General features: G+C 58.9%; 24 protein-coding genes. 14 read left to right on the top strand and 10 right to left on the bottom strand.

The window, feature by feature from the left end:
• The first annotated feature begins 120 nt into the window (after positions 1-120).
• Positions 121-825, top strand: coding sequence for a GntR family transcriptional regulator (locus PMI03_RS01240; protein ID WP_234908730.1), 705 nt, complete (start codon positions 121-123; stop codon positions 823-825).
• 97 nt (positions 826-922) lie between these two features.
• Positions 923-1,660, top strand: coding sequence for a pirin family protein (locus PMI03_RS01235; RefSeq protein ID WP_007689079.1), 738 nt, complete (start codon positions 923-925; stop codon positions 1,658-1,660).
• A gap of 525 nt (positions 1,661-2,185) precedes the next feature.
• Here PMI03_RS01235 and PMI03_RS01230 read toward each other — a convergent pair.
• Both PMI03_RS01230 and PMI03_RS01225 read right to left on the bottom strand, forming a co-directional pair.
• On the bottom strand, positions 2,186-2,773 hold the full coding sequence (locus PMI03_RS01230) for an isochorismatase family protein (protein WP_007689078.1): 588 nt from the start codon (positions 2,771-2,773) through the stop codon (positions 2,186-2,188).
• Complete coding sequence (locus PMI03_RS01225; protein ID WP_007689077.1) at positions 2,763-3,533, bottom strand: pirin-like C-terminal cupin domain-containing protein; 771 nt, start codon at positions 3,531-3,533, stop codon at positions 2,763-2,765. The genes PMI03_RS01230 and PMI03_RS01225 overlap by 11 nt, the downstream gene beginning before the upstream one ends.
• Before the next feature lie 420 nt (positions 3,534-3,953).
• Between PMI03_RS01225 and PMI03_RS01220 the strand changes: the two genes are divergently transcribed.
• The 3 genes from PMI03_RS01220 (at position 3,954) to PMI03_RS01210 (ending at position 5,762) form a co-directional block, all read left to right on the top strand.
• Positions 3,954-4,805 carry an alpha/beta fold hydrolase gene (locus PMI03_RS01220; protein ID WP_007689075.1) on the top strand — a complete coding sequence of 284 codons (852 nt, stop codon included), beginning with the start codon at positions 3,954-3,956 and terminating at the stop codon, positions 4,803-4,805.
• A 44-nt stretch (positions 4,806-4,849) separates the two neighbouring features.
• A complete protein-coding gene (locus PMI03_RS01215) occupies positions 4,850-5,326 on the top strand; it encodes a cupin domain-containing protein (protein ID WP_007689073.1) in 477 nt (158 codons plus the stop codon).
• A gap of 61 nt (positions 5,327-5,387) precedes the next feature.
• Entirely contained in the window at positions 5,388-5,762 is a 375-nt protein-coding gene (locus PMI03_RS01210; protein WP_007689070.1) for a DoxX family protein, read from the top strand.
• On the opposite strand, the gene PMI03_RS01205 is transcribed toward PMI03_RS01210, so the two are convergent.
• From PMI03_RS01205 to PMI03_RS01195, 3 genes are all read right to left on the bottom strand, one after another.
• Entirely contained in the window at positions 5,759-6,607 is an 849-nt protein-coding gene (locus PMI03_RS01205) for a LysR family transcriptional regulator (protein ID WP_007689068.1), read from the bottom strand. The two genes, PMI03_RS01210 and PMI03_RS01205, sit on opposite strands and share 4 nt — an antisense overlap.
• 212 nt (positions 6,608-6,819) lie before the next feature.
• Positions 6,820-8,442: an MFS transporter gene (locus PMI03_RS01200; protein ID WP_007689066.1), complete on the bottom strand. Its 1,623-nt coding sequence runs from the start codon at positions 8,440-8,442 to the stop codon at positions 6,820-6,822.
• Positions 8,443-8,445: 3 nt separating this feature from the next.
• Positions 8,446-9,618 carry an HlyD family secretion protein gene (locus tag PMI03_RS01195; RefSeq protein ID WP_178132732.1) on the bottom strand — a complete coding sequence of 391 codons (1,173 nt, stop codon included), beginning with the start codon at positions 9,616-9,618 and terminating at the stop codon, positions 8,446-8,448.
• A 93-nt stretch (positions 9,619-9,711) separates the two neighbouring features.
• Between PMI03_RS01195 and PMI03_RS01190 the strand changes: the two genes are divergently transcribed.
• Positions 9,712-10,626, top strand: a complete 915-nt coding sequence (locus tag PMI03_RS01190) for a LysR family transcriptional regulator (protein ID WP_007689062.1) — start codon at positions 9,712-9,714, stop codon at positions 10,624-10,626.
• 202 nt (positions 10,627-10,828) lie between these two features.
• Here the strand turns inward: PMI03_RS01190 and PMI03_RS01185 are convergent, their stop codons facing one another.
• A complete protein-coding gene (locus PMI03_RS01185) occupies positions 10,829-11,989 on the bottom strand; it encodes an MFS transporter (RefSeq protein ID WP_007689058.1) in 1,161 nt (386 codons plus the stop codon).
• Between the two features lie 103 nt (positions 11,990-12,092).
• Here PMI03_RS01185 and PMI03_RS01180 point away from each other — a divergent pair, with 103 nt between their 5' ends.
• Entirely contained in the window at positions 12,093-12,695 is a 603-nt protein-coding gene (locus tag PMI03_RS01180; RefSeq protein ID WP_007689056.1) for a TetR/AcrR family transcriptional regulator, read from the top strand.
• Positions 12,696-12,842: 147 nt separating this feature from the next.
• The gene (locus PMI03_RS01175; RefSeq protein ID WP_007689054.1) at positions 12,843-13,796 is read left to right on the top strand and encodes a LysR family transcriptional regulator; all 954 of its coding nucleotides are present in this window, start codon (positions 12,843-12,845) and stop codon (positions 13,794-13,796) included.
• Positions 13,797-13,805: 9 nt separating this feature from the next.
• Here PMI03_RS01175 and PMI03_RS01170 read toward each other — a convergent pair whose 3' ends face one another.
• On the bottom strand, positions 13,806-15,053 hold the full coding sequence (locus tag PMI03_RS01170) for a Zn-dependent hydrolase (protein WP_012649211.1): 1,248 nt from the start codon (positions 15,051-15,053) through the stop codon (positions 13,806-13,808).
• 786 nt (positions 15,054-15,839) lie between these two features.
• On the opposite strand from PMI03_RS01170, the gene PMI03_RS01165 reads away from it, so the two are divergent.
• Positions 15,840-17,102 (top strand): MFS transporter, encoded by a 1,263-nt coding sequence (locus PMI03_RS01165; protein WP_012649209.1) that lies wholly within the window; start codon positions 15,840-15,842, stop codon positions 17,100-17,102.
• Positions 17,103-17,170: 68 nt separating this feature from the next.
• Complete coding sequence (locus PMI03_RS01160) at positions 17,171-17,812, top strand: RraA family protein (RefSeq protein ID WP_007689048.1); 642 nt, start codon at positions 17,171-17,173, stop codon at positions 17,810-17,812.
• A gap of 21 nt (positions 17,813-17,833) precedes the next feature.
• Here the strand turns inward: PMI03_RS01160 and PMI03_RS01155 are convergent, their stop codons facing one another.
• The 3 genes from PMI03_RS01155 to PMI03_RS01145 form a co-directional block, all read right to left on the bottom strand.
• Positions 17,834-18,226: a RidA family protein gene (locus PMI03_RS01155; RefSeq protein ID WP_007689045.1), complete on the bottom strand. Its 393-nt coding sequence runs from the start codon at positions 18,224-18,226 to the stop codon at positions 17,834-17,836.
• 27 nt (positions 18,227-18,253) lie between these two features.
• Positions 18,254-19,225 carry an ornithine cyclodeaminase family protein gene (locus PMI03_RS01150; protein WP_007689044.1) on the bottom strand — a complete coding sequence of 324 codons (972 nt, stop codon included), beginning with the start codon at positions 19,223-19,225 and terminating at the stop codon, positions 18,254-18,256.
• A gap of 286 nt (positions 19,226-19,511) precedes the next feature.
• A complete protein-coding gene (locus PMI03_RS01145) occupies positions 19,512-19,979 on the bottom strand; it encodes a MarR family winged helix-turn-helix transcriptional regulator (protein ID WP_007689042.1) in 468 nt (155 codons plus the stop codon).
• A 586-nt stretch (positions 19,980-20,565) separates the two neighbouring features.
• Here PMI03_RS01145 and PMI03_RS01140 point away from each other — a divergent pair.
• The 4 genes from PMI03_RS01140 to PMI03_RS01125 all read left to right on the top strand — a co-directional run bounded on the left by PMI03_RS01140 (position 20,566) and on the right by PMI03_RS01125 (position 25,554).
• Entirely contained in the window at positions 20,566-21,354 is a 789-nt protein-coding gene (locus PMI03_RS01140; protein ID WP_007689039.1) for a class II aldolase/adducin family protein, read from the top strand.
• Between the two features lie 62 nt (positions 21,355-21,416).
• On the top strand, positions 21,417-22,919 hold the full coding sequence (locus PMI03_RS01135; RefSeq protein ID WP_007689037.1) for an aldehyde dehydrogenase family protein: 1,503 nt from the start codon (positions 21,417-21,419) through the stop codon (positions 22,917-22,919).
• On the top strand, positions 22,916-24,706 hold the full coding sequence (locus PMI03_RS01130) for a thiamine pyrophosphate-binding protein (protein WP_007689035.1): 1,791 nt from the start codon (positions 22,916-22,918) through the stop codon (positions 24,704-24,706). The genes PMI03_RS01135 and PMI03_RS01130 overlap by 4 nt, the downstream gene beginning before the upstream one ends.
• Complete coding sequence (locus tag PMI03_RS01125; RefSeq protein ID WP_007689033.1) at positions 24,703-25,554, top strand: ABC transporter ATP-binding protein; 852 nt, start codon at positions 24,703-24,705, stop codon at positions 25,552-25,554. Before PMI03_RS01130 ends, PMI03_RS01125 begins: the two co-directional genes overlap by 4 nt.
• Positions 25,555-25,557 lie beyond the last annotated feature (3 nt).

The raw sequence follows: 25,557 nt of genomic DNA, 5'->3' as shown, positions 1-25,557 counted from the left end.
ATCAAATGCATCGAACTTCGGACTTTACCGATATTTGCCAATCAAAATAAAATCTATGAAAAATCGAGAAATATCCTTAATCTCGCAGCTGGAGGTGGCTTCGCAATGCAGGATTCGGGTATGAACACAAAGACAATGTCTGACGTAGCCTATCAAAGAGTACGAGATGATATCATCTCCGGTGCACTTAAGCCTGGCGAGAAGTTGAAGGTTGCAGATCTGGTCGAGCGCTACGATATTGGCGCCAGCCCTCTGCGTGAGGCGTTGGCACGCTTATCCGCCGCCTATCTGGTCAGCTTCGAAGGGCAGCGCGGCTTTACCGTGGCGCCGGTCAGTGCGCAGGAACTCAAGGAGCTATCCGATCTACGTCAAATGATCGAGGCGCTGGCTTTGTCGCGTTCGATCGAGGCAGGCGACGAAGCCTGGGAGTCTCGCATCGTTGCCGCCTATTACCGCCTGCAGAAGGCAGACCACCGTGTCTCCGAGTCTCCGGACGCCTCGTCGCTTTCCGAGTGGGAGGAGCGCAACCGCGACTTTCACGAAGCATTGACCTCGGCTTGCGATTCGGCATGGCTGCTCCGCCTGCAGAAGCTCCTCTACGCTCAACACGAGCGGTATCGACGCCTTGCCGTCATCAACCGCAGGCCCTCGCGCGAAATTGATAAGGAACACAAGGCCCTCCTCGACGCCTGTCTCAGCCGGGATACGGATGTTGCGGCCAAGGTCATGGGCGAACACATCGGCAAGACTGTGTTGTCCCTTTCGCCCCTTCTCGAACAGGGCACACAACAAGAGAGCCCGCGCTCCCGGCGGAAAGTCGGATAACGCCCGTTTGACCAGCCTCGTCGAGCTTAAGGAACCGGTGATGAGGTTCCTTCGAGGCCGAGCCAAATCGGGCCGAGGGGAAACGAGGAGACAGACGATGATCCAGATTCTGCGGGCGAACGCCTCGCGATCCTTCACGCAAGGCCCTTTCACGCTCCGCCGGATCCGGCCGGGCAGTATTATGGGGCCGGACGCGGATCCCGCATTCGGCCCGCTGAGCGTAATCGACCACGCCAATCTGGATGTCGGCACGGTGGTCGGCTTGCACGAACACAAGAACGACGAGATCCTGAGCTATCTATGGCGCGGTTCGATGGTCCATATCGACTCCGCCCGCGGCCGCGTCCCCATCTCAGCCAAGAAGTTGATGCTGATGAATGCCGGGCGCAGCTTTTGGCATGAGGAATCCACCCCCTATGTTGCGGTCGAGATGCTGCAGATCTTCGTCCGGCCATATGAGGCGGATCTGCCTGGCAAGGTACAGTTTTTCGATCGCACAGGGGGGCTTGTTCCCGGTGGATGGCAGTTGATCGCGGGACCTGAGGGAACGGACGCACCGCTCTTGCTCCGTCAGCATGTCAAGGTCTATGACGCGCTTGTTTCCAAAGGTGATGAGCTGCGGGTGCCCACCGCACCGGGCATGGATCCCTGGCTCTATGTCATGGACGGCGCATTGACGATCGACGGCGAGCAACTGGAGACCGGCGACGCCGCCGCGACATCGGGCGAGGATCTTCCAATGATCCGCGTAGAGCGGGATGAAACTACGCTGCTGGCTTTTCTGGTCGACCGGGGTGCTACCGCCTCGACAGCGGGAACCATCAGCGGACAATAGGCGGATGGACGAAGAATTCTTAGGTACCGTCTCATTCGATGGGACCTGAATGAGACGTCGGAGCAAAGGCATGCGCCCGCGATAAGATGTCGTGTACTCAAGCGCTTAAAGCCGGTTTCCTTTAGGCTGCGAACTGATTTCTTATCGCAAAAGCGTACCGCCCGCTTCGCGCTCCGCTCCATAGAGAATTGTCGCAACGAGGTTTGCCGGTCGGCTTGCGCCCGTCGGCGTGTTGTGAATTCGCCTTTGCTCCTGCCGAAATAGAGCCTGAAGCCGTAGGGGGTTGGGGGCAGCCGTCGGCGAGAACACGACAACGGCTGCAAGATAGGCAAACTATCCTTGACCCAAATCAACAGTACCCATCGATGGCAATGGCGGCGCCATTGCAAATGTCAGGACGGGTAATCTTCTTTTCCTGCTGGTGAACCCCGGTCTTCTACCTGTCTTCATTACGGGTTCGGCGACCTCACCGTGGCGTCTGCGATATACGCCATCGCTTGCCAGTGGTTCCGTTCGGAAAAACAATCACTCCGGCTGGAGCGCTTCCATCAAAACCTGGACGAGCTGCCCACCTTCCGGCGTCGCCCAGCTCCCCGCCAGTTCGGCGATCAACTGGTTCGTGCTGGTCAAGGTGACTCCGTTGTGCTCCATGCGTCGCAGGGCAATATCGTCAGCCAGCCTGGTTGGCGAGGCGCCAGCATCGGCCACAACCTGCACTTCAAAACCGTCTCTTACCAGGCTAAGAGCCGGGTAGACCGTGCATACATCATTGGTGACACCGGCTATAATCAGCTTCTTCCGGCCGGTCGCCTTGACCGCTGCGGCAAAGTTCTCGTCATCCATGGCGTTTACAATACCCAGGCGCTGGATGCGCCCAGCAAACTCTTTCGGCAGGATAGTCTCCAGTTCGGCAAGCAGCGGGCCTTGTGCGTATGCTTCCATGCTGGACGTCAAAACAGTGGGTATGCCGAGGATCTTCGCGGTCTTTGCAAGCATCAATGCGTTGCGCTTGAGTTCGTCGAAAGGCAGGGATTTGGCCCAGCTCATAGTGCCGACCTGGTGGTCGATGAGAAGCATGGCAGTATTGTCGGCGGAAAATTTCTCATAAGACATGGTGTTTCTCCTGGTTCTTTGGATAGGATTGATGCAGTGGTCGCCCGCCAAAGAGCGCTACCTTGGCGGGTCGTTGAATAGCCCGAAGAGTGATCCTTTGCGGATCGGCGCGGGCCGGAAAGATCGGAATTTTCAGATCGCCGTGATCAAATCGATTGCCATCCACGTCCACGGCACCGAAGATCGGCATGGCGAAAGCACATTCCCCCGCGGGCACCGGCACAATCAACTCGCTACCTTCGGCGAGAGAGATATCCAGTAATGTCACATCCGTTGACGCCTTCAACGGGGAACGCGCCACTCCGTATCGCCCCAGCAATACGCGTATCCTGGCGCCCGGCAATCGCACAACCGGAACATCCTGCGGCTCGAGACTGGACGTGAATGGAGGCGCGCTCGCGCGCTCATGAGGCGACCGCATCAGGACATGAAATGCGTGTACCGTCTTGTCTGTCTCTAGAGGGACTTCCTCACAGCTTTCGCCGGTGCCGACCATGGACCAAAGAAGGCCACCGGGTCGAATAATGGCGAAGTCATCCGGAGAGCTACCGTGGCGCATACCCGTTTCTGAATCGAGGAACAAATAAGAGGCGGCCTCAAACGAGGCTTGCGGATGTGGCAAGAGCATTCCTGCGCTCACCCATGCATTGTCGAATCCGATGAACGGGTCGATCAATCCCTTCACATCGCCGTCCCGCAAACCGCAAGCGCGAAAATGGCGACCGTGATAGGTTCGTCGAAGAGTGGCAACGACAGACATGGCTAGCGCACCCCTGGCCAATTCGACCTCTACCAAAACGGCATTTTTCAAGATGGCGGCAGACGTGAAAGGCAAGCCTTATCCCGCGCTGCATCTTCCCCGCGCGTTATCGGCGATTTTTCAATCGCGATAAATCCCCACAATACGAAATGACTGATCCATCAATGGGGCAATAGACTTGATACATCTGGCTGGGATGGTGCCGATATCGTGCGTCGGAATTGGCGCATTGCTGCACTGATGGATCAATGTATTCCCGTTTGCCGCCTTTATCTCAAGTGCCGGCGAGTCCATATTTCAGTCAACGCCCAGCGCGGAAGACTGAACTGATTAATGAGCAACGCTCAATGGCAAACTCATCCGCGCGGGTACTCAGCAGCGCCACAATGGCCACCTAAATCCTCGGAGATTTCGTATTCCATGACCCAACAAACAGATCTCACCCACCACACAGCGGTGGTCGATGGCGTGCGCCTTCATTATGTCAGGGCTGGCTCGGGCGACCCCCTTGTCCTGCTACACGGATGGCCGCAAAGCTGGCTCGAATGGCGCCACATAATCCCCACACTGGCTTCACGCTTTACCGTGATTGCCCCCGACATGAGAGGCTTTGGCGACTCGGACAAGCCGACCAGCGGCTATGACAAGCGTACGGTGGCCCAAGATATTCGGAAATTGGTGCAACAGCTCGGCTTCAGTGAAATCAATCTGGTCGGGCATGATATCGGTATGATGGTCGCTTACGAATATGCGGCTTCACATCCGGCTGAAGTTCGCCGGCTCGCTGTGCTTGAAGCTGGCCTTCCAGGATTGGGTCTCGAAGCGCTGTTCGATGCCGCCCTGTTCCCGCAGTTCTGGCACTTCGGCTTCTTCATGGCTCCTGGTGTGGCGGAAACGCTCGTTGCGGGGCATGAGAAGATGTTCCTACGGCATTTCATTCGGCATCTCGCCTACGACACTTATGCCGTGACCGAAGACGACATCAATGAGTATGCGGACCGCATGGGTGCCCCCGGAGCGCTGCGCGCGAGCTTTGAGCATTATCGAGCGTTTCCAATCGATGCACGCAACAACCAGGAAAATGCTCGCACCAAATTGACCATGCCGGTTCTCGCCATCGGTGGCGATCATTGCATGGGCGATCAGGTCGGTCACATCATGCGGCCATTGGCCGACAAGGTCGAGACGGCAGTTATCGAACACAGCGGCCACTGGATTCCTGAAGAACAGCCGAAGCAGCTAGCCGATCTGCTGACCGGGTTTTTCAGCTAGACATTCACCGACACATCACTGTCGGCACAAAGAGGAGACTCAGTATGAGCGCACGAATCGTAAAACCGGGCGAAGGTCAAGCGACCGGCGTTGCAGGGGATATCTACACGATCAAAACCAGCGGGCAGCAGACCGGTGGAGCCTACACCGTCATGGAGGCGATTATTCCGCCCCAGGCCGGACCACCGCCGCACCGGCATACGCATGAAGAGGAATGCTTCTACATTCTCGAAGGCGAGATGGAGCTCTTCGCCGACGGACAGCGGGACGTCGCGGGGCCAGGCACCTGGATCACCCTGCCGAAGGGTTCGCTCCATTACTTCAGGAATATTGGGCAAACGCCGGCCCGGATGCTGATCCTGGCCGTGCCGGCGGGACTTGACGACTTTTTCATCGAAGTCAGCCAGGCGGAAGGAACCTTCTCCGAGAAGAGCCCGCCGGTTGTTACCCCCGAGCAGATCGAAAAAATGGTGGCGACCGCCCCCAAATACGGCCTCGAATTCGCAAAGCCCGATGAATAATCGAGACGCCGGCCGGTTTCGTTGCGTTTAAGTGTGATGTCGGTTCAGGAGAAGGACGCTCATGGTCACTCGTTGGCTTCCGACGGCTCTGATCGGAATATGCAGCGGCTTCTTCTTGATCGGCAGGATCCTGAACATTCTTGAACCAGCGTCGATAGCGGCGGAGTTTCGGCGCTGGGGTTATCCGAGCTGGTTTCACGATTTCGTCGGGACTCTGGAGATTTCGGCTGCCATTCTTTTGCTCATGCCGAGCACCCGCATATTTGGGATTACGATGGCATCCATGGCCATGCTGGGAGCATTGGTCACAGTCATGCTATTCGCTGAGTGGTCGCACACTATTCCTCCCCTCATCGCACTTGGCTTCCTTGCCGGCCTGGCCTTTGTGACCCGCTCCGATTTGCTGCATGTCGGCAGTGTTCGCCCACGGCCCTAGATCGCGACGGCGAAGTCGATGAAAGCCCTGTCGCGCGCCAGAAGAATTCTGCCTTTCTCATAAAGGAGGAGGAGATTTGTTGTCCGGATGCGGGGTTCTCTGCTGAGAGCCAGGAGCCTGCCATCCTGAAGATATTGAGACGCCAGGAATTCATGCAGTTCAAAGGCGCCTGCGCCTAGAAGGGCGGCTTGCAGGCATGCTTCTTCGTCCTCGAGATCCAGTCTTTCAAGCAATTGATGTGCGCCGGACCGACCCGTGAAATTCGGTACCCTTTCCGCATGTTGATCAGTCGATACGCCATCGCTTTCAAATGAAACATCATTGCCTTGGTCAATAAATGAAGGACTTGCGCACACGATTCTCCTCTGCGGCCGCATCGTCAGCATTTCGATATCATCATCCCGCGGAGCTTTAGCGGATATGGCGATATCCAGATTCTCATCACGCGGATCCCTGATATTGTCTCGCAGGATGAGCGCCACCTTCAGCTCCGGGAATAAGCTCAGTAATCTCAGGATCTCTGGCATCAGAACGATTGAGCCAAACGCCTTTGGTGCTCCAATACGCAGGACACCGGAGGGCTCCGGTGGGCGTGTGACGCTCTGCTCGGCTTCCACAACCTGCTCGATCAGGTTCTTGCAGTGCGAATAAAAGAGCTGGCCTCTGGGGGTAAGCTTGACCGAGCGCGTTGTCCGCTCGAGCAATCTGGCGGCGAGGCGATTTTCGAGATCTTGGATATGTTTGCTGACCATTGCAGTCGAGATGCCGCTCGCTTTCGCGGTAGCGGTAAAGCTGCCGAGTTGCGCTACTCTGACGAACATCTCCATTGTCGTTAAGCGATCCATATGCCCGTTATCCAATCACAATGTTCGTGGCTCAATGAGCAGTTCCATGGGCGCGAGAGGCCGCGAATGGGGAGACCGTGACGGCGTGCCTTGGCCGACCGGATCGCGAAATATGTTCGGCACAACGGTGAACCTATTCATCCGATCAAGAATTTCCTGCACGGCTCATGAGATGGGTAGCCGGGTCAGTAACGGTGAAATGCAATTCGTGCTCAGACCGCCTTGGATTGTTCGCGTGTAGCTTTGAGAGCGTTCTGTCTCCCTTGAGGCGTGAAGGGACCGGCAGGCGCCGGACGCATGAAAGCCAGAAGCAGCATTGCGACGATAGCCGCAAAGAACGTGATCCAAAATGCATCGATATAGGAGAGGACATTCGACTGTTTTTGCAGTGCCTGATTGAAGGTCGAAAGTGCCCGTGACGACGCAAGTCCTTGTCCGAATGCCGCGAATTTCCTCGTAAGAAGGAGAATCCTGTCTGTCGTGAGAGCTGCGCCCGTCGGGACATCCATGGTCAGCAGGAAAGAGTGGATCTGCTCCTGCTTGCGCAGGAATGTCGTCATTAAGGTCAGTGCCATTTCCGTCCCGAGCAATCGGATTACCTGTATGTAGGCGGCAAAGGACGTCGATTTCGCGGGATTTGAATTCGCCACCGCAAGCACGATGATCGGCAGAAAGGTGAGGATGTGCCCACATCCCTGAAGGACAGCAAGAAGCCGGAAATTATCCGCCGTCCAATCCGCCGTTACGCGAGTACCAAGCCATCCGGAAAGTGCGAAACAGGTCAGGCCGATCAGGAGAACGATACGTCCGTCGATTCTATTCAAGGCCCAGACGCAAATCGGCGTCATGATAAGCAGTGGAATGCAGGCCCAGACGATCAACATATCGCCCGTCTGTTGCGGCCGCAGCAAGGCAACCGTGGACAGGAAATTGGGAATGAGAGCGGCGTTGGAAAGACTGCTGATCAGATAAAAGAGAGCAATGGTGAGTATGAGAATGAGATTTCTTGAATAGAGTACCGACGCGGAAGCCCAAGGCTGCTTCACAAGACTTTCGTTGATAAAAAACGCAAGCAACAGCACAGCACCGCCAGCCAGGCAGGATTGCACGAAGCCGCTTTCCAGCCAGTCGAGCCGGTTTCCCTGGTCCAGCCCCACGAAAATAAGGGACATGCCGCATCCGAGCAGCAACATTCCTCCCCAATCGGCCTGGGCCAACAGGCCGCGATTCACCTCCTCGCGGGGAGAACCGAGAAGAACGAGTATCGCCATGATCGGGGCCAACAGGACATCCTGCCAATAAACGGCCTTCCATCCCAGGTTCTGGATGTAGAAATCCAGGAGGCCGGTTCCTGCATTGGTCGTGAAGGCAGCGCGAAACGCATAGATCGCAATCGCCGAAGTCCACCATTTGAGCGGCAGGTTGCGAAATATGATCATAAGGGTCGCGGGGACGAATATGCCCAGCAGCAATCCGTGGATGAAATGCAGCACGGCAAGTTCACGAAAATCCGTAACAGTTGGGATGACTGCGGAGACGATGGCGTACAAAAGAGCCGGCGGCACCATAACGCGACGGACGCCGAACGTTGCGGCAAGCCATGCGACGGCGGGAGCAGCCAACATTTGCGGCGCCGTCGAAATCGTATTGAGCCAGGCACCTTCGTCAAAACTCAAGTCGAATGCGCCTCTAAGGTCGGCCAGTCCCGTGCTGAAGAGGCGCGAATGAAATCCCACCATAAAAGGTCCGAGCAGCACTGCGCAGACTGCAAATATGGGATGGTGCGTTTGCGCGCCGAGCGCACGAGCGACGAGTGGAGGAACCTTCGCCGTCATAGCTCAGCCTCCTGTGACGTTATCCACTTGGACCGCCACGACGGATGACATTCCCGGTCGAAGCTTCTCCAACACGGATGCGTCTTCATCAAACGCAATCCGCACCGGAATGCGCTGCGTCACCTTTGTGAAGTTGCCGGTGGCATTATCGGCTGGCAGCAGAGCGAACTGCGATCCCGAGGCCGGTGACAGGCTCTCCACATGGCCCCTGAACACCTGGCCAGGAAAGGTGTCGACCTTGATGATTACCCTTTGCCCGACCGACATCCGTGCGAGCTGTGTCTCCTTGAAGTTTGCGGTGACATAGACGTTCGGAAGCGGCACGACGGTCAGGAGATTGGAGGCCACGGAAATGTAGTCGCCGACATGGACCTGACGTTCACTGACTATTCCGTCGAAGGGAGCCACGACCTTGGTGTAACTCAAGTTCAATTGCGCCGCGTCGAGGTTGGATTTTGCAGCATCGACACTCGCCTGCAGTTGAGCGCGCTGGCCGGAGACGACGTCAAGCTGCGCACGAGCCGACACCACGGATGCTTGCGATGCCTGCGCGGCCGCTGCCGTTTGCTGCTTTTCCGCGTCCGCCTGTTCTTGTTTCTGCTTGGTCCCGCTGCCGCTTTGAAGGAGAGCGGTCTGCCGCACCGCCTCCTGTCGTGCGAGCTCGGCAGTCACGCTTGCCGCCTGGAATTGGGCATTTGCCTGATCGATTGCGGCATGTTGCAATCGCTCTTGATTGGCGAGGTTCTGTAGCTGCGCCACCGCGGAATCCAGCGAAGCTTTTGCCTGGGCAACCTTCACCTCATAGTCCGACGGATCGATCTCCATGAGCAATTGGCCCGCCTTGACATGTTCAAAATCCTGGACCGGTGCACTCTTCAGATTTCCGCTGACGCGCGCACTCAAACGCGTAAGTTCCGCGCGGATATAGGCATTGTCGGTCGACTGAACGCTTGCTTGCGCAGTCCAGCGATCCCAGTTTTCGGTGGCAACAGCGACAAGGGTGCCAACGACGACGATCACCAGGAGGGGCACGAAAAGCCTGCCTAAAGAACTCCAGTCGCGCCGTCGTGGCGACGGGACGCCGCCTATCTCGCCCGCAATTGGACGTTGAGTTTTGGTATCAACGAGATCTGCCGAGGTTCCCTGCTTTTGCACAATCTGCCGCTCCCAGCGCAATTTATAAAATGTGAGTTATCAATGAGCGTCGGAGCGATCATTTTCCAATAGTTTATCTGGTTCGATTAATCACTTTCAATTATAAGTCCAACTATGAACAAGGCCGGCCTAATCATTCGATCACTGGAACTACGTCATGTCCGTTACTTCATCGCGGTGGCGGAGGAATTGCATTTCGGCAGGGCAGCTTTGCGTTTGAATCTCGTTCAACCTGCCCTGAGTGCCCAGATAAAGGCGCTCGAAACTATTCTAGGGGTCATTCTCCTATCCCGTACCCGCCGGCGCGTCGAATTGACGCCGGCGGGAGAGGGATTTCTGAAAGATTGTTACGAGACACTGGCGCATCTGGAAAATGCCGTAACGTCGGTCGTCGATATGGCCAACGGCCGAAGAGGCGAAGTCCGAATTGGCTATGGAGCCAATGCGACGATAGCAGGTTTGCTCGTGCCGACCATCCAGCGGTTCCGCTCCGACGCACCCGACGTCGAGATCAAGCTGACGGAGATGTCGACGCGAAGTGTGCTGGAATCCATCATGCGAGGCGAGATCGATATTGGATATGCATCGCTGTCCCTAGATGCTCTCCCCGAAGGCATCGTGGGACGATACGTTGGCGAATGGCCATGGATGCTTGCGGTTTCCTCGACGCATCCCCTTGCCGGCCGCAAGCACCTGCGCCTGGCCGATCTTGCGAATGAAGCCTTTGTGGTCTACGGCGATAGCGGTGAACATTTTGACCCCGCCGACGTCCAAAGGATCCACGAAAGCATTGAAAGCAGCTTCTTGCGCCGCAGCGGAAATCTCATCAACCTGGCGACGTACGTCGCGGCGGGCCTTGGTGTGGCACTGATGCCCAAGCCGATCACCGAACTTTCACTCCCCGGCATTTGCTACTTGTCCGTCGATGATCTGGTCACGCCGATGACCATGAGCCTGCTTTGGAGCCGCACGACCACCTCTACCGCCGTGAAGAACTACATCGCCGCCGCCGTTGGCGAGGCGACATAGGCACCATTCAAAGAACGAAACCGCCGCCTGCCTTCCAGTGAATAATTTCAAATCGCGGGATTTCGTTGATGTTGCAGACTGAGAAAGCCGTTATCGCTCTCAACGACGGCGAAAATCTCTGGTTCTCTCACGGTCGGTGCTGCGCCCTGTCCTTCTATCGCGGTCATCGCAGTGTCAACCTGCCGTCGATCAGGTTGACCATTCAGCTGGCGCCCTCGTCACGCAATACGGGCCGCCGATCGTTCGAGAGCGCGGCAAGGACCGCGATCAGCCCCATGACGCCGCCAACCGGTGCTATCCAGGCATAGCCAAGTCCGGCGTTTAGAACTGCGCCACCGATCGCCGCCCCGATCGCATTCCCCAGATTGAAGGCGCCGATGTTGACGGATGAGGCGAGGCCTGATGCCTCATGCGCCTCCTGCATAACCCGCATTTGGGCCGGAGTTGCCGCGCCAAACGTGACCGCGCCCCAGATGAGAAGGGCAATGGTGACCCCCACCTGGGTCGTCGCAAAAAGAGGGAATGCCAGGTTCACCACCACAAGGGCAAGCAGAAAGCCGACCAGAGTGGGCTGCAAGGCGCGATCGGCAAGACGCCCGCTCAGCATGTTTCCGATCGTGAAGCCTACGCCAATCATGACCAGCATCGCTGTTACGAATCCCGAGGACGCATGCGTCAAGGCGCCCAAGACCGGAGCGATGTATGTGTAGAGGGTGAACATCGAAGCAGCGCTAAAAGCTGTCGTCGCAAGAGCCATGATAACGGTCGGGCGAGCAAGTATCTTCAGATCGCGCACGATCGAGGGCGGTTGGCCACGCTCGCCGTCCGGCAGGGCAAGCAGAAGGCCAATTGCCGCAACGGCACCGAGAATGGCCGTCGCCCCGAGCGCGAGCCGCCATCCGAGTGCGACACCCAACCAGGTGGCGGCGGGTACACCGCCGATATTCGCAACGGTGAGACCCATGAACATGGTTGCTACAGCGGAAGCCCCTTTCCCTGGCGGCACCAGCTTAGCCGCAACCATTGCTCCCAGACCAAAAAATGCTCCATGGGACAGGCTGGTAAGGACGCGCGCCGCCAGGAGCGTGCCATAGCTGGGAGCGATTGCGGACAGAAGGTTGCCGACGACAAACAGAATCATAAGGGCAATCAGGGACGTCTTGGGCTTCTGCGCACTCAAAAGGAGCGTAACAAGCGGCGCGCCCACCATGACGCCGACCGCGTAGCCGCTGATCAGCAAGCCAGCGGAAGGGATGGAGACCTGCAGGTCAGCCGCGATGTTCGGAAGAAGCCCCATCGGAGCAAATTCCGTTACGCCGATAGCGAACGCCCCGAGGGCGAGGGAAGCGAGTGGAAGTCTCATACCAAAACCTATTCATGAGTAGCTTTTCGGAAATTAGCCAACTTGACGCTCTTGGCAAGACGCATTTATGGGATGCAGGTATGCTTGCAGCAGTGAGGCGCATATGGAAACGAAGAACGGAAAGACCGCGACCGGACGGACCTCCAAAGGCGAGCAGACCAAGTCAAGATTGCGTAAAAGCGCCGCGGCCACCTTTGCCCGCCGCGGTTATCACGACACGAAGGTAAGCGATATCGTGCGCGAGCGTGGCCTCAGTCAGCCGACGTTCTACAGCTACTTTACAAGCAAGGAGGCCGCCTACAACGAGCTTGTTGGCGAATTTCGTGACCGGCTGAAGGCGCTGACCAGGACCTTGCTGATCGAAGCTGAGATTGCCCCGGACGCAGTCATTGAGCGTGTCGGACTGAGCGTCCGGAAGATCCTGGACTTCCTGGCCGAAGACCCTGATCTGACCGAAATCGGATTTTTCCAGCCTCCGGCGTGTGTGGTCACCAAAGCCGAACTGGCCCGCTGGATCGCCGAGAACATTGTCAAGGAGCAGTACAACCTGCTGTTCCGACGCGATATTGCCGCAGACCAGATCGGCCGGCTGTTTGTGGGCATGATCGAAGCGCTGGCGCGCGGGCCGGTGACGGAAGAGGAGCGAGCGCGGAACGCCAGGGACTGCGCGTTGCTGATCTGCGAAGGCCTTTGGCTCAAACCGTAAATGCGATATTCGCTAAGGCCACAGTCAACGTTGTCATTTGCAAGACCGCCCGCAGGGTGTCGCGCTTTGTCAGGATAACGTAGATTGCCTAGGTGGTCGCCTTCAAGCAGGATACCCTATTATTCTTTTGCTACAGGAGAATTCCAGTTGGCTAGCCGCTACCCTCGGATCAATAATCTCAATTGGAATCTGCTTCGAACGTTCCTCGTCATTGTCGAAGAGCGGAATATCACCAAGGCCGCCGACAGATTGCTTCTGCGCCAACCCTCGGTCACGGCGGCACTTCAAAAGCTCGAGGAGACGCTCGGGAGGCAGTTGATCCAGCGAGACAGCCGGCGATTCGTGCTGACGAGCCATGGCGAAATGCTGCGCCAGGAATGCATGGAGATCTTCCGACGCGTCGAGCGCATCGGCGAGAAGTTGTCCGCTGACGAGGACGACCTCACCGGACAGATCAGGATCATGATTGTCACGCATGTCATGATGCCGGGGCTCGATCAGGCGCTTCGCCAAATGCGCCGGCGTCATCCTTCCGTCAGTGTCCGCATCGACGTCGCCCATAGCCAGGATATCGTGCGGGCCGTGGCGCAGAAGCAGTTGCCCTTCGGCTTTTGCCTGCTGCCAAAGCCCCTCGCCCCACTCAACTGCCGTTTTCTGATGCGGGAAGAATTTGGCATCTATTGCGGTGCGACGCACCCGCTTTTCGGCCGCTCCGACGTCGACCTCGCCCAATTGCGGGAGGAGGCTTTTATTGCTTTTGCCTGCAGCCAGGAAGGTGGCGCTCTCGAACCTATGATCGCTTTGCGCGACGGCGCGGGACTCGGCACCTGGACTGTCGGGAGCAGCCCCAACCTGGAAGAAGTCCGCCGCCTGATCGCGGCGGGGCTTGGAATAGGCATATTGCCCAAGGATGCCGCTCAACATGCGGTGGAGGCGGAAGAACTCTGGCTCCTCCCGCCGCTATGCGACAGCCTCGGCGCCGATGTCTATCTCGTGACCAATCCCGAGATGGAACTGGGAGCCGCGGAAACGGCGTTCCTGGACATCTTCAACACCGCCTTGTTCGATGCTCAACATCAGCCGCCCGAGGCTCTCGCCTAGTTCGTCGGCTCAAATCTGATTGGCGCGCTCGACGACGGCCTGCAGCAGCACGTTGACCCCAGGCTCGATGTCGGCAATCGTCACGTTTTCCGCCTCGTTGTGTGATAATCCGCCTTCGCAGGGCGTGAAGATCATCGCCGTTGGAAGAAACTCGGCGACATGCATCGCATCGTGACCCGCCTCGGTCAGCAAGTCCATCGTCGTGTAACCGAGACGTTGCGCCGCATCCCGCACCAGGCCGACGCAGTCCGGATCGTAGCGCATTCCGCCGTAGGACCATGCTTCCTTGATGACGATCCTGCAGCGCGAACGCTCTTCGAGCTGCGGTATCTGTGCCTTGAAGGCTTCCAGCATTTCGATCACCACGGCTTCATCGGGGTGGCGCATGTCACAGGTCATTTCGACATAGTCGGGAAGTGCCCCGAGAAGATTGGGTTCGGCCCGGATCCGCATGGTCGTCGACTTGCTGCCGGTCTCATGATGCGACCAACCGATCGCGTCAATGGCGAGCGTTACGTGAGCGGCACCGACCAGCGCGTTGCGGCGCGCGGGCATCGGAGTCGGCCCGACATGCCCTGTTTCGCCAAATACCTCGACGACGAACCCGCGCACCCCGAAGGCGCCGGTCACGACGCCGACCTGAAGCTTGGCATCGTCAAGACGTGGACCCTGCTCGATGTGAAGTTCGAAAAGACTGTCGAACTGATCCACCGAGACGTGATCCCCGCCCTTGAAGGCCACTTTCTCCAATGCGTCGCCAAGCGAAATGCCATCGCGGTCAAGACGGGAGTAGGCAAACTCCAGCGCCTTTTGACCGGTAAACACGGCCGACCCAATCATCGGCGGCTCGAAACGCGCCCCTTCCTCGTTGGTCCAGTTCACGATGGTGACAGGACGGCGTGTTGCCAGATTGTGCTCGTTGAGCGTTCGGACGACCTCCAATCCGGCGAGAACCCCAAGGATACCGTCGAAACGGCCGCCCCTCACCTGCGTGTCGAGATGACTGCCCACCAGAACCGATTTGGCGTCCGGATCGGTTCCGGCGCGCTCTGCGAAGATATTGCCAAGGGGATCAACGCGAACCGTACATCCGGCCTCCTCGCACCAGTCGATGAATTGCCGGCGCATGACGGCATCCTCCTCAGACAAGGCAAGACGCTTCAAGCCACCCTTCGGCGTCTTGCCGATCTCCGCCGATCGCATCAGGCTCGACCACAGTCTATCAATGTTGGGACGCAAATTGGTTTGACGGCTCATAACGCGGATCTTTCGTTTGTCGGTTCTACAATTCCTCGCATGCCTCTGACCTGTGATAGGACGCATGCCGCAAGGGGGAGGAATGCAAACTGGATACGTGAAAAGGCCGGCGGGAAATAATAGATATAATCAATGCTTAGTATTTCTTTTCCTTCGCAGGCGAATTCGATAGGCCGAGCGATGTCGGCTGCCGCCCATCGAAAATCGACCGAGCGCCCACTGTCTGGGCTGGCTAGTATTTTTCATCGAATTTTGAGCCGATCGCCTAAACTTTATACGGCAACGCGCCGGATATGTAGGCGTTACGCTCAATGTTTCGTCCATCAATACTCCCATCGCCTCACCCTATAGGTAGCATCAGCATTTTCTATTTGTCGCATCGTCTCTTCCCCGGCATGGTTTGAAAAAAAGGGGATAAAGAACCGCATGCCATGCTCTCTCGGACCGACCTCATGGCTCGGAGAGTTCGCGATGAAGCCGCTACTGGGAAACAAGATCACCGGATTGCAATAGCCTCGTGTGACCTTCGATAGTCACATGACATCGGCAATGCACCCGTTCCCTGGACGCGGCCATGAAATATCGCCCTGCTGCGCGCCGCCATCGCAGCGGATACGAGTTTCGGACCGCCAGCCGGTCCTTTGCGATGTCGAGCAACGGAACCAATACCCCTGATATCATCAGAGCTTTCTTGCTCATCGGAACGCGCAAGTCGGAAAGGATTGTACCGTGCAACACGACATCACACTCACCACCGCCCCGGAGGTGGAAAAAACACCCATCAGCATGAGGAAGATAGCCGTCGCGAGCGTCATCGGAACGACGGTCGAATGGTACGATCTCTTCGTCTTCGCGACAGCGTCGGCCCTCGTCTTCAACAAGGTCTTCTTCCCCAGCTTCGACGCCCTGGTCGGCACATTGCTGGCGTTCGGAACCTTTGCCTCCGCCTATCTTGCCCGCATTCTTGGCGCGGCCCTGTTCGGCCATTTCGGCGACCGGCTCGGGCGGAAGTCCATGCTGCTGTTTTCGCTGGTCATGATGGGTGTGGCGACGTTCGCCATCGGCCTCCTGCCAAACTACGACAGCATCGGCATATGGGCGCCGATTCTGCTCTTGTTCCTGCGCGTCATGCAGGGGCTGGCGCTTGGCGGCGAATGGGGCGGCGCGGTGCTGATGGCAGTCGAACACGCGCCAAAGGACAAACGCGGCCTCTATGGCTCGTGGGTGCAGATTGGCGTGCCGGCCGGCACGCTGATCGCCAATCTGGTGTTCCTTGCAATCGCCTCTTCGATGTCGAGCGAAGATCTCCTCGCCTGGGGATGGCGGGTTCCTTTCCTGGCCAGCATCCTGCTTGTGGCCGTTGGCGCCTATGTTCGTCTCAACACTGCGGAAACGCCGTCCTTCGCGAAGGTGAAGAAGGAGGATGCGACCGCCAAGATGCCGTTCCTCGAGCTTTTCAAGAAGTCCTGGAAGACTGTCGTTCTCGGTGGTATCGCGACCATGTCGACCGGGTCGTCATTCAACCTCATCGTTGCCTTCGGCCTGACCTACGGGACCCAGGCGCTGAAGATTTCTCGCAACGAGATGCTGGTGATCGTGCTGATTGCCTGCGCCGTCTGCATCGTGCTTCTGCCGCTCTTCGGCTGGCTTTCCGACCGCATCGGCCGGCGCCCCGTCATTCTCGGCGGCATCATTGCCGAAGCCGTCGTCGCCTTTCCCATGTTCTGGCTGATGGATACCCAGACCTTCATTGGCGCGCTTGCGGGCTATCTCCTGATGATGACCGCCTTTGCCGCGAATTACGGTCCGATCGCCACCTTCCTGGCCGAGCTCTTCGGAACCAAGGTTCGCTATTCCGGCCTTTCTATCAGCTACATGCTTTCCGGCGTTCTCGGGAGTGCCCTGACGCCGATCATCACAACCTGGCTTCTGTCCGCCACCGGCAGCGGCGCGTCCGTCGCCTGGTACATGATCGGATCGGCGCTTCTGTCGGCCGTAGCACTTCTGCTGCTCTCAGAGACGATAAAGCGGGATCTGGCGAAGGCTTAAGACAGCAGACCGCAATAAAGACGGCGCCGGCAGACAATGGCCGGCGCCATTTTGATTTGGAGAAGATCGTGAACGATACCGATATGACCGCAGAAGTCCTGCAGCTTCTCAAAGACGTGGAAACCGCAACCATCGGTCATATCCGCAGCAGCGGTTTCCTGGCGCCGCAGATCCAATGCCTGACCGACGGCGTCAGGATTGTCGGGCCAACACATACCGCCAGTCTTCCCGGCGACGACGGCGCCGCTCTGGCCCAGGCGGTCTCGACCGCAAGGCCGGGGGACATTCTTGTCATAGAGCGCCTGGACGATGACCGGCATGCCTGCTGGGGTGCGGTCATGACCGCGGCGGCACAAGCTGCCGGCATAGTCGGAGTGGTTATTGACGGCTATGTCACGGATCTGGGTGCGATACGCGCTTCCGGTCTGCCGGTATGGTGCCGCGGCCGTTCGCCGCTGACGACGAAGATCCATGGTGGCGGCAGCGTTGGAGGCGCGATCAATTGTGGGGGCGTGGCGATAACAGCCGGCGATATCGTGCTTGCCGACGAGAACGGCGTCTACGCCGCAACGATCACCGAGGCATTGGCTGCCGGAAGGGAAGCGCTCGTCATTCAATCTCGCGAACCGGGCATCATCGCCCGCATCGAAGCGGGCGAGACGCTGGCCGCGATCTACGGCAATCCTGTGCCCCCAGATGAAAGCAACTGAACAGGGGACACGATCGTTTCCCTACCGTGTGGCGATGCACTCGATCTCTATGTCGAAAGGCTGCGCCCACGGCTTGATTGCCGCGGAGGTTCGCGCCGGGAAGCCGTCACGAAAATACGCGCGGTAGACCGCATTCACCTCCGCCATCAGATCCGGATCCGTGACATAGACGGTCGTCTTGATCACCTTGCTCAGCGACGATCCGGCATGTTCAAGAGCAACGCTGAGCGCATCGAGGACGGCGCGGGTCTGTGTCGCGATATCCCCCTTGACGATCTCGCCGCTTACAGTGTCGATCGGCGGCATGCCGCAAGTCGTAACGAGGTCACCCATGCGTACGACGGCGGACGTCGGTGCGCCGAGACGGCGGATTGCCTCCGATATGATCGGCACCTCGATGATTTCTCTTTGCATTCGCATGCCTCCATACATTGCCGTCTCTCACTTGGCGGACAATGAGCCTTCATACACCATCGTCGCGGCCGCAAGATCCGCCAAAGCCGTGCCGACCGCCTTGTAAAGGGTAATCTCGGTATCCGACGACCGCGCGGGCGTATCGCGGCGGCATAACTCATCGAGCGTCGCGCGCACCAGCTCCGCCGAGAAAGCCCCGGCCTTGATCGGTTGAACCAGATCGCCCGCCTCGTGCAGCGCTTCGTGCGTGTCGATATAGACCGAGGATCGCCGCACAGCCTCGTCATCGGCTTCACGCATGGTGGGTGTAAATCCGCCGATGAGGTCCACATGCGTGCCGGGCCGGAGCCACTCGCCCTTGATGAGAGGTACAGTCGAGAGCGTTGCCGCGCTCACGATATCGGCGGAGCCGACAGCGGCCTCGAGATCCGAAACGACCGATGCCTTCAGCCCCTGTTGAGTGAGGGTCTGGGCCAGCCGCGCGGCGCTCTGCGGATCGATGTCCCAGATATCGACCTGCTCGATCTGTCGCACTGCGCGATACGCATCGGGAATGAGGCTTGCGACCCGGCCAGCGCCGATGACCAGAAGCCTGTGGGCATCCTTGCGAGCGAGATAATCGGCAGCAAGCGCCGAGGCCGCGACGGTACGGCGACCGGTAATCGTGTTGCCGTCAAGGAGCGCCAGTTGAGCGCCACCGCGGCCATCATAAAGTATGTAGCTGGAGGTCAGTCCGGGAATACCCCGGGCGGTATTTCCGGGGAACACGGTAACGATCTTGATGCCGAGATAGCGCTCCGGCCTTTGCGTTTCATGCCAGGCAGGCATCAGAAGCAGCGTCGCGTCCGGTTCCGCATCATTGGCGATCGTGTGATGATGCCTGACCGGCACGACGCAACCCTCGGCAAAGGCACGGCGCAAAGCCGCCACCAGTTCGCTGAAGGGCAGAAGCGCGCCCGTCGTCCGGGCATCAAGAATGCGAAGCTGCGTATCGGTCATAGGATCCCCTTGCAAACGCGACGGCCATGGGTCGCACTGCAAATATCCGATATTTTTCAATATCTTAATAATCGATTTTCGCTATTTTATATATAGATGGCACCTATCGTGGCTTGAGGCGGTTTGAAGCTTCCACCCGCATCTAACCGAATTCGAACCCGCTACGCCTTGGCCAGCGGACTAAGCAGGGCCTGTAGACGAAATCTTTAAGCTGGTTCCAGTGAGCACATCGCCCACAGGATGGAAATCGGTGCAGTTTGGATCTGGCGGTGGCAGTCCCCTTGAGCTATCGCTGACGGTCGACCTTCAACGGAGCGCGCGACGCATCGTTGTTCAGTTCGACCAGTTGTGACAGCATCCGCAGGAAGATCTCGCGGTCTTCAGGAGCAAGCGGCGCGAGAATCCGCTCTTGCGCTCGGCTGACGAGAGGTTCGGCTTCGTCAAGCACCTCCTCACCCTTCGGCGACAGGCGCAAAAGCTTGATCCGCTTGTCATCCTTGTCGCCGATCCGCAAAATGAGGCCCTTGCTTTCCATGCGTTCCAGCACGTTGCCGAGCGTCGAGCGGTCGAAAGCGATGAGCGCCGACAGCCGGGTGGCATCGATGCCGGGGTTATCCCGCACCGCGACCAATGCCGCATATTGCACCGGCGTTATATCGACCGACGCACTTTCCTCGAGAAAAATCGATACCGCTATCTGTTGAGCCCGACGAATGAGATGGCCCGGCATCTGGTAGACATGTTGCATCGACATTGTGCGATTGTCCCTCGGCGTCGCTTAATCACTTTCATTTGAGCAGTGCGAGTGCTCGATGTTGCTTTTCCACCTATCCAGGCCGATGGCAAGCTCAACCCGCAATCACCACTGCATCGATCAAAAGCATACGTTCGTTCCGTGGTCTGTCAAACCTATGCGCGTTTACCGCGATTCAGAATCCGATCGAACCGAAGCTTTAGCCGCTGTCTTCGGTCGAAGTCCCAGGATCGTCGCTCTCCCGTCAAAAGATTGCACCGCACGTCGAATTTCGATCTCACCCATTGAGCGATTGGCACTCGATCAACACTTGGCCAATGTTGACACTCGCTAAATAGTATGTATACTGTCAATCAGCATACGGACGATTAGGTTGGAGGACCGAACGTCCGGAATGAAGGGAGGAGCGATGTGTCGGTTTTAGGCTTTGACAGCCGGCGACCCAGTTCGTGCGAAGCGCTGACGCCATAACATCTTCTGCTTTCAATACTTGCTACTGATCAGCCCGACGCACGGCATCACGTCTGCGGGCAGTCGCTGGGCGCCCCGCCGGCGGCGGGATGTTCTCTGGGAGGAGGAACTCACTATGTGCACTTCAGGCCAGCATAGCCATTCCGACCCGATCGCTGTCGATATAGACGATACGGCCGATACGTCGGTCGCGCCGTCCAGAGAACTGATCGAGGAACTCGTCGCCGCCAATCAGATCCTGTTCGATCAGGGTGTCGTCGATGCCTTCGGCCATATCAGCGTTCGGCACGACAAGCGGCCAGACCACTTCTTTCTTGCGCGCAACATGGCACCGAGCCGGGTGACGACTGAGGATATCATCGAGTTCACACTCGACGGTGAGGCGGTGAACGCGAATGGCCGCAAGGTCTATCTTGAGCGCTTCATCCACAGCGAAATTTATCGCGCGCGGCCGGATGTCGTCTCCGTCGTCCATAGCCACTCGCATTCGATAGTGCCGTTGAGTGTCGTCAAGGGCGTACGGTTAAAGGCAATCTTCCACATGGCCGGCTTCGTCGGTCAGGGCGCTCCCGTATTCGAGATCAGGGAAGCGGGTGGCGATGCGACTGACCTGCTCATCAGCAACAACACGCTCGGCAAGGCGTTGGCGAAGCATTTCGATGGGCACGACATCGTGTTGATGCGTGGCCACGGCTCGACCGTCGTCGGCATCTCCATCAAGCAGGCGGTCTACCGGGCAGTCTATGCCGAACTCAACGCCCGCTACCAGCTTCAAGCGATGCAGCTTGGCGAAGTTACCTTTCTCACCGAGGGAGAAAGCCAAGCCTGCGTCCAGAATGTCGAAGGCCAGGTCCAGCGTCCCTGGGACATGTGGCTGGAACAGGCGCGCGCCCGTCGGAATTGATCTTTCGCAGCGATGGGAGGAGCTCGCATTTCGAGCCATTGCCTGACAATCGAGGAACCACGATGAACGAGAGAGTGGAAGCACAATCCGACAGGGTCGAACTGATCCTGCCAACCAGGACCGATCTTTATTACGGTGGCCGCTGGCAGGAGGCGCTGGGCAAGCGCCGCGTCTATGTCAACAGCCCGGCGACCGGCAAACTGCTCGGAAGCGTTGCCGATGCGGATGCGGGCGACGTCGATGCCGCTGTAACGGCAGCGCGGAAAGGCTTCGATGAATGGCGCAAGGTCGCGCCGCTGGAACGCGGGAAAATCCTCAAGGCCATGGCCGAGGTACTGCGCCGCAACGGCCGCGAACTTGCCATGCTGGATGCGGCCGATGGCGGCAATCCCTTTACCGAGATGCAGGGTGACGTGATGATCGCCGCTGCTCAGATGGAATTCTTCGCCGGCCTTGTCACCGAGATGAAGGGCAACTCGATCCCGATGGGGCCAAACGCCGTCAATTTCTCGGTGCGCGAACCGCGTGGCGTCGTGGCGCGCATCATCCCGTTCAACCATCCCTTCATGTTCTGCGCCGGCAAATCGGCGGCCCCGCTCGCGGCCGGCAATGCCGTCATCATCAAGCCGCCGGAGCAAGCGCCACTTTCGGCACTTCGCCTTGCCGAACTGATCGGTGGTATGCTGCCGGCCGGCGTCTTCAACGTCATTCCAGGTGGGCGTGAAGTCGGCGCGGCACTGACCAGCCATCCGCAGGTCGATATGGTCGCGCTGATCGGCAGCGTTCCAACTGGGCGCGCCGTGATGAAGGCCGCAGCCGACACAATCAAGCCGGTGTTGCTGGAGCTCGGCGGCAAGAACGCACTGATCGCCTTCGCGGACGCCGATCCGGAGGAAGTCGCGACGGCCGTCGTCAACGGCATGAACTTCACCTGGTGCGGGCAATCCTGCGGCTCGACCAGCCGTGCCTTCCTACACGAGGATATCCACGACGCCGTGGTCGCGAAGGTTGCCGAGCGGGCCACGCGCTTCAAACCTGGCATCCCGACCGACCCTGCGACAACCATGGGCGCGATTGCCAGCAAAGCGCAATACGAGCGCGTGCTCCGTTACATCGAGACCGCCAAGACGGAGGGTGCACGCGTCGTCTGCGGCGGCAAACGGCCTTCCGCGCCGGAATTGGCCGATGGCTATTTCGTCGAACCGACCATCTTCGCCGACGTGACTATGGACATGACGATCGCCCGTGAGGAAATCTTCGGCCCGGTGCTCTCGGTGCTGCGCTGGAGCGACGAGAGGGCAATGATCGAACAGGTCAACCGACCGGAATATGGCCTCACCTGCTCGATCTGGACCAACGACCTGACGAAAGCCCACCGCACGGCGCTTGAAGTGCAGGCCGGCTATATCTGGGTCAACGAGACGAGCAAGCATTTCCTCGGTGCACCCTTCGGCGGCTTCAAGCAATCCGGCATTGGACGCGAGGAATGCCTAGAGGAGCTGATCGCCTTCACGCAGGAAAAGAACATCCATATCAACCTGCGCCGGGGGAGCACCCCGCAATGAACGATTTCAATACCGACATCGTCGATCTGTCCGGCATCGAACAGCCACAAGCACTCCCGCCGAAACGCGATGCACTTTTCGGCAGCGACGCCGTCGCCGAAGTGCTGCGCTCACTCGACATTCCCTATATCGCGCTCAATCCGGGTGCGAGCTACCGCGGGCTGCATGACAGCCTCGTCAATCATCTCGGCAATGTCCGCCCGCAAATGCTGCTCTGCCTGCATGAGGAACATGCCGTCGCGATCGCGCAGGGTTGGGCCAAGGTGACGGGCAAACCGATGCTGGTCGGCGTGCATTCGAACGTCGGCCTGTTCCACGCGACCATGGCGATCTTCAACGCCTGGTGCGACCGGATGCCTGTCATCGTACTGGGTGCGACCGGTCCGGTCGACGCGGCCAAGCGCCGCCCCTGGATCGAGTGGATTCACACGGCGCAGGACCAGGGTGCGATCGTGCGCCCTTATGTGAAATGGGACGCGCAGCCCGCTTCTCCGGCAGCCGCCCGCGAGGCGCTGCTGCGTGGCGCATGGCTTGCCAAGACCGCACCGCAGGGGCCGGTCTATATCAATCTCGACGCAGGATTGCAGGAAGAACCGCTGGCCGAACCGTTGCCGGAAATCGATCCGAAACGCTTCATGCCCACAGTCGCCGCGACGGTTTCGGAAAACCAGATTAGCGAACTGCTCGATTTGCTGAAACAGGCGAAAAGCCCTGTCTTCCTGATGGGACGCGTCAGCCGCAGCCAAGAAGGTTGGGACGAGCGCGTCACGCTGGCCGAAGCGTTCAACGCCAGTGTCGTGACCGATCTCAAGCTCGGCGCGGCCTTTCCAACCGACCATCCATTGCACGTCGGCAATCCCGGCATATTTCCGTTGCCCGAGGCAATGGTCGTGTTCGCCAAAGCCGATGTCATCGTCAGCCTCGACTGGGTCGATCTTGCCGGCACGCTGCACATGGCTTGCAAGGACGCGCCGCCGGGCAAGATCGTGCAGATCTCGCTCGATCATGCCCTCCATAACGGTTGGAGCGCAGACCATCAGGGCTTGCCGCCGGTCGATCTGTTCCTGGCGGCCGAACCGGATCAGGTTGTCACAAGCCTGGTCTCCAAACTCCCCAAAGTCGATACCCCGAGACTCCCCGCCGTTGCGCTGCCTGACGCGCGCAAGACCACTGGGTCGATTACCGTCCCGGATATGGCTGTGGTGCTCCGGCAGGTCGTCGGCACCCGACCCGTGTCTCTGCTTCACCTCCCGCTCTCCTGGGATGGCGCATCCTGGCCCTTCCGGCATCCCCTTGATTTTCTTGGTTCGGATGGCGGTGGCGGCATAGGCGGCGGGCCAGGCATTGCGGTGGGCGCGGCCCTCGCCCTGCGCGGTTCCGGCCGCCTGCCGATCGCGATCTGCGGCGACGGCGATTTCCTGATGGGTGCAACCGCGCTTTGGACCGCCACGCATTACCGCATTCCAGCGCTGTTCGTGATTGCCAACAACCAGTCCTTCTTCAATGACGAGGTGCACCAGGAACGCATGGCGCGCATGCGCGACCGTCCCGTCGAAAACAAATGGATCGGCATGCGAATGACAGATCCCGAAATCGATCTGGCGGCGATTGCGCGGGCACAAGGAGCAACGGGGATCGGACCAGTGAAGTCGATGGATCAGCTCGAAGCCGTGTTCAAGGAGGCGATCGCGGTGGTCGATGCCGGCGGCGTCGCCGTCATCGATGTCCACGTCGCCACCGGCTATACGCCCGCAATGGCGAGCGCACTGACGAGGGCCAAGCCATGATAGCCGAGAAAGACATCATCGCCAGAGCACAACTCGACGCCGCGCCACCGGTACCGCCACCCTTGACCGTCGAGAATGTCACGAAACGCTTCGGCGAAGGGCCGGGCGCGCTGACGGCTGTCGATTCCGTCTCGTTCACGGTGGCGTCCGGCGAATTCGTCTCGGTGATCGGCCCCTCCGGCTGTGGCAAGTCCACCCTTTTCCACGTCATCGGCGGCCTGACGGATGCGACGCTTGGCAGCGTCCGCGTCGAGGACGAGACCATCAACGGACCACATCCCGCGATCGGCATCGTCTTCCAGGAGGAATCGACCTTCCCTTGGCGTAACGTCATCGACAATGTCGCCTTTCCGCTCGAACTACGCGGCGTCGGCCGCGAGGAACGTTATGCCGCGGCTTCGCGCTACATCGACATGGTCGGCTTGCACGGTTTCGAAAAGCAGCTGCCCTCCGAACTGTCCGGCGGCATGCGCCAGCGTGTCTCGATTGCGCGGACACTTTCCGCCAAGCCGCGCATCCTGTTGATGGACGAACCCTTCGCCGCGCTCGACGAGCAGACGCGCCTGCTGCTCGGCGATAAGGTGCTACAGATTCAGCAGCAGCTCCAGCAGACGACGCTGCTGATCACCCATTCGATCACCGAGGCCGTCCAGCTCTCCGACCGCATCCTGATCATGAGCTACCGGCCGGGCCGCGTGAAACGCATCGTCAAGGTCGATCTGCCGCGCCCGCGCACGTCGGACGTCGTCGGCAGCCGCGAGTTCGGTGCCCTTGTCGCCGATATCTGGGCAGACTTGCGCGAGGAAGCGAGCCGGGGGCTCGCCGAATCCGAGCGCGGATCGGGATGAGCC

The sequence above is a fragment of the Rhizobium sp. AP16 genome, from assembly GCF_000281735.1.
GTDB lineage: Bacteria > Pseudomonadota > Alphaproteobacteria > Rhizobiales > Rhizobiaceae > Rhizobium > Rhizobium rhizogenes.
This window is presented reverse-complemented; position numbering and strand designations above follow the sequence as displayed.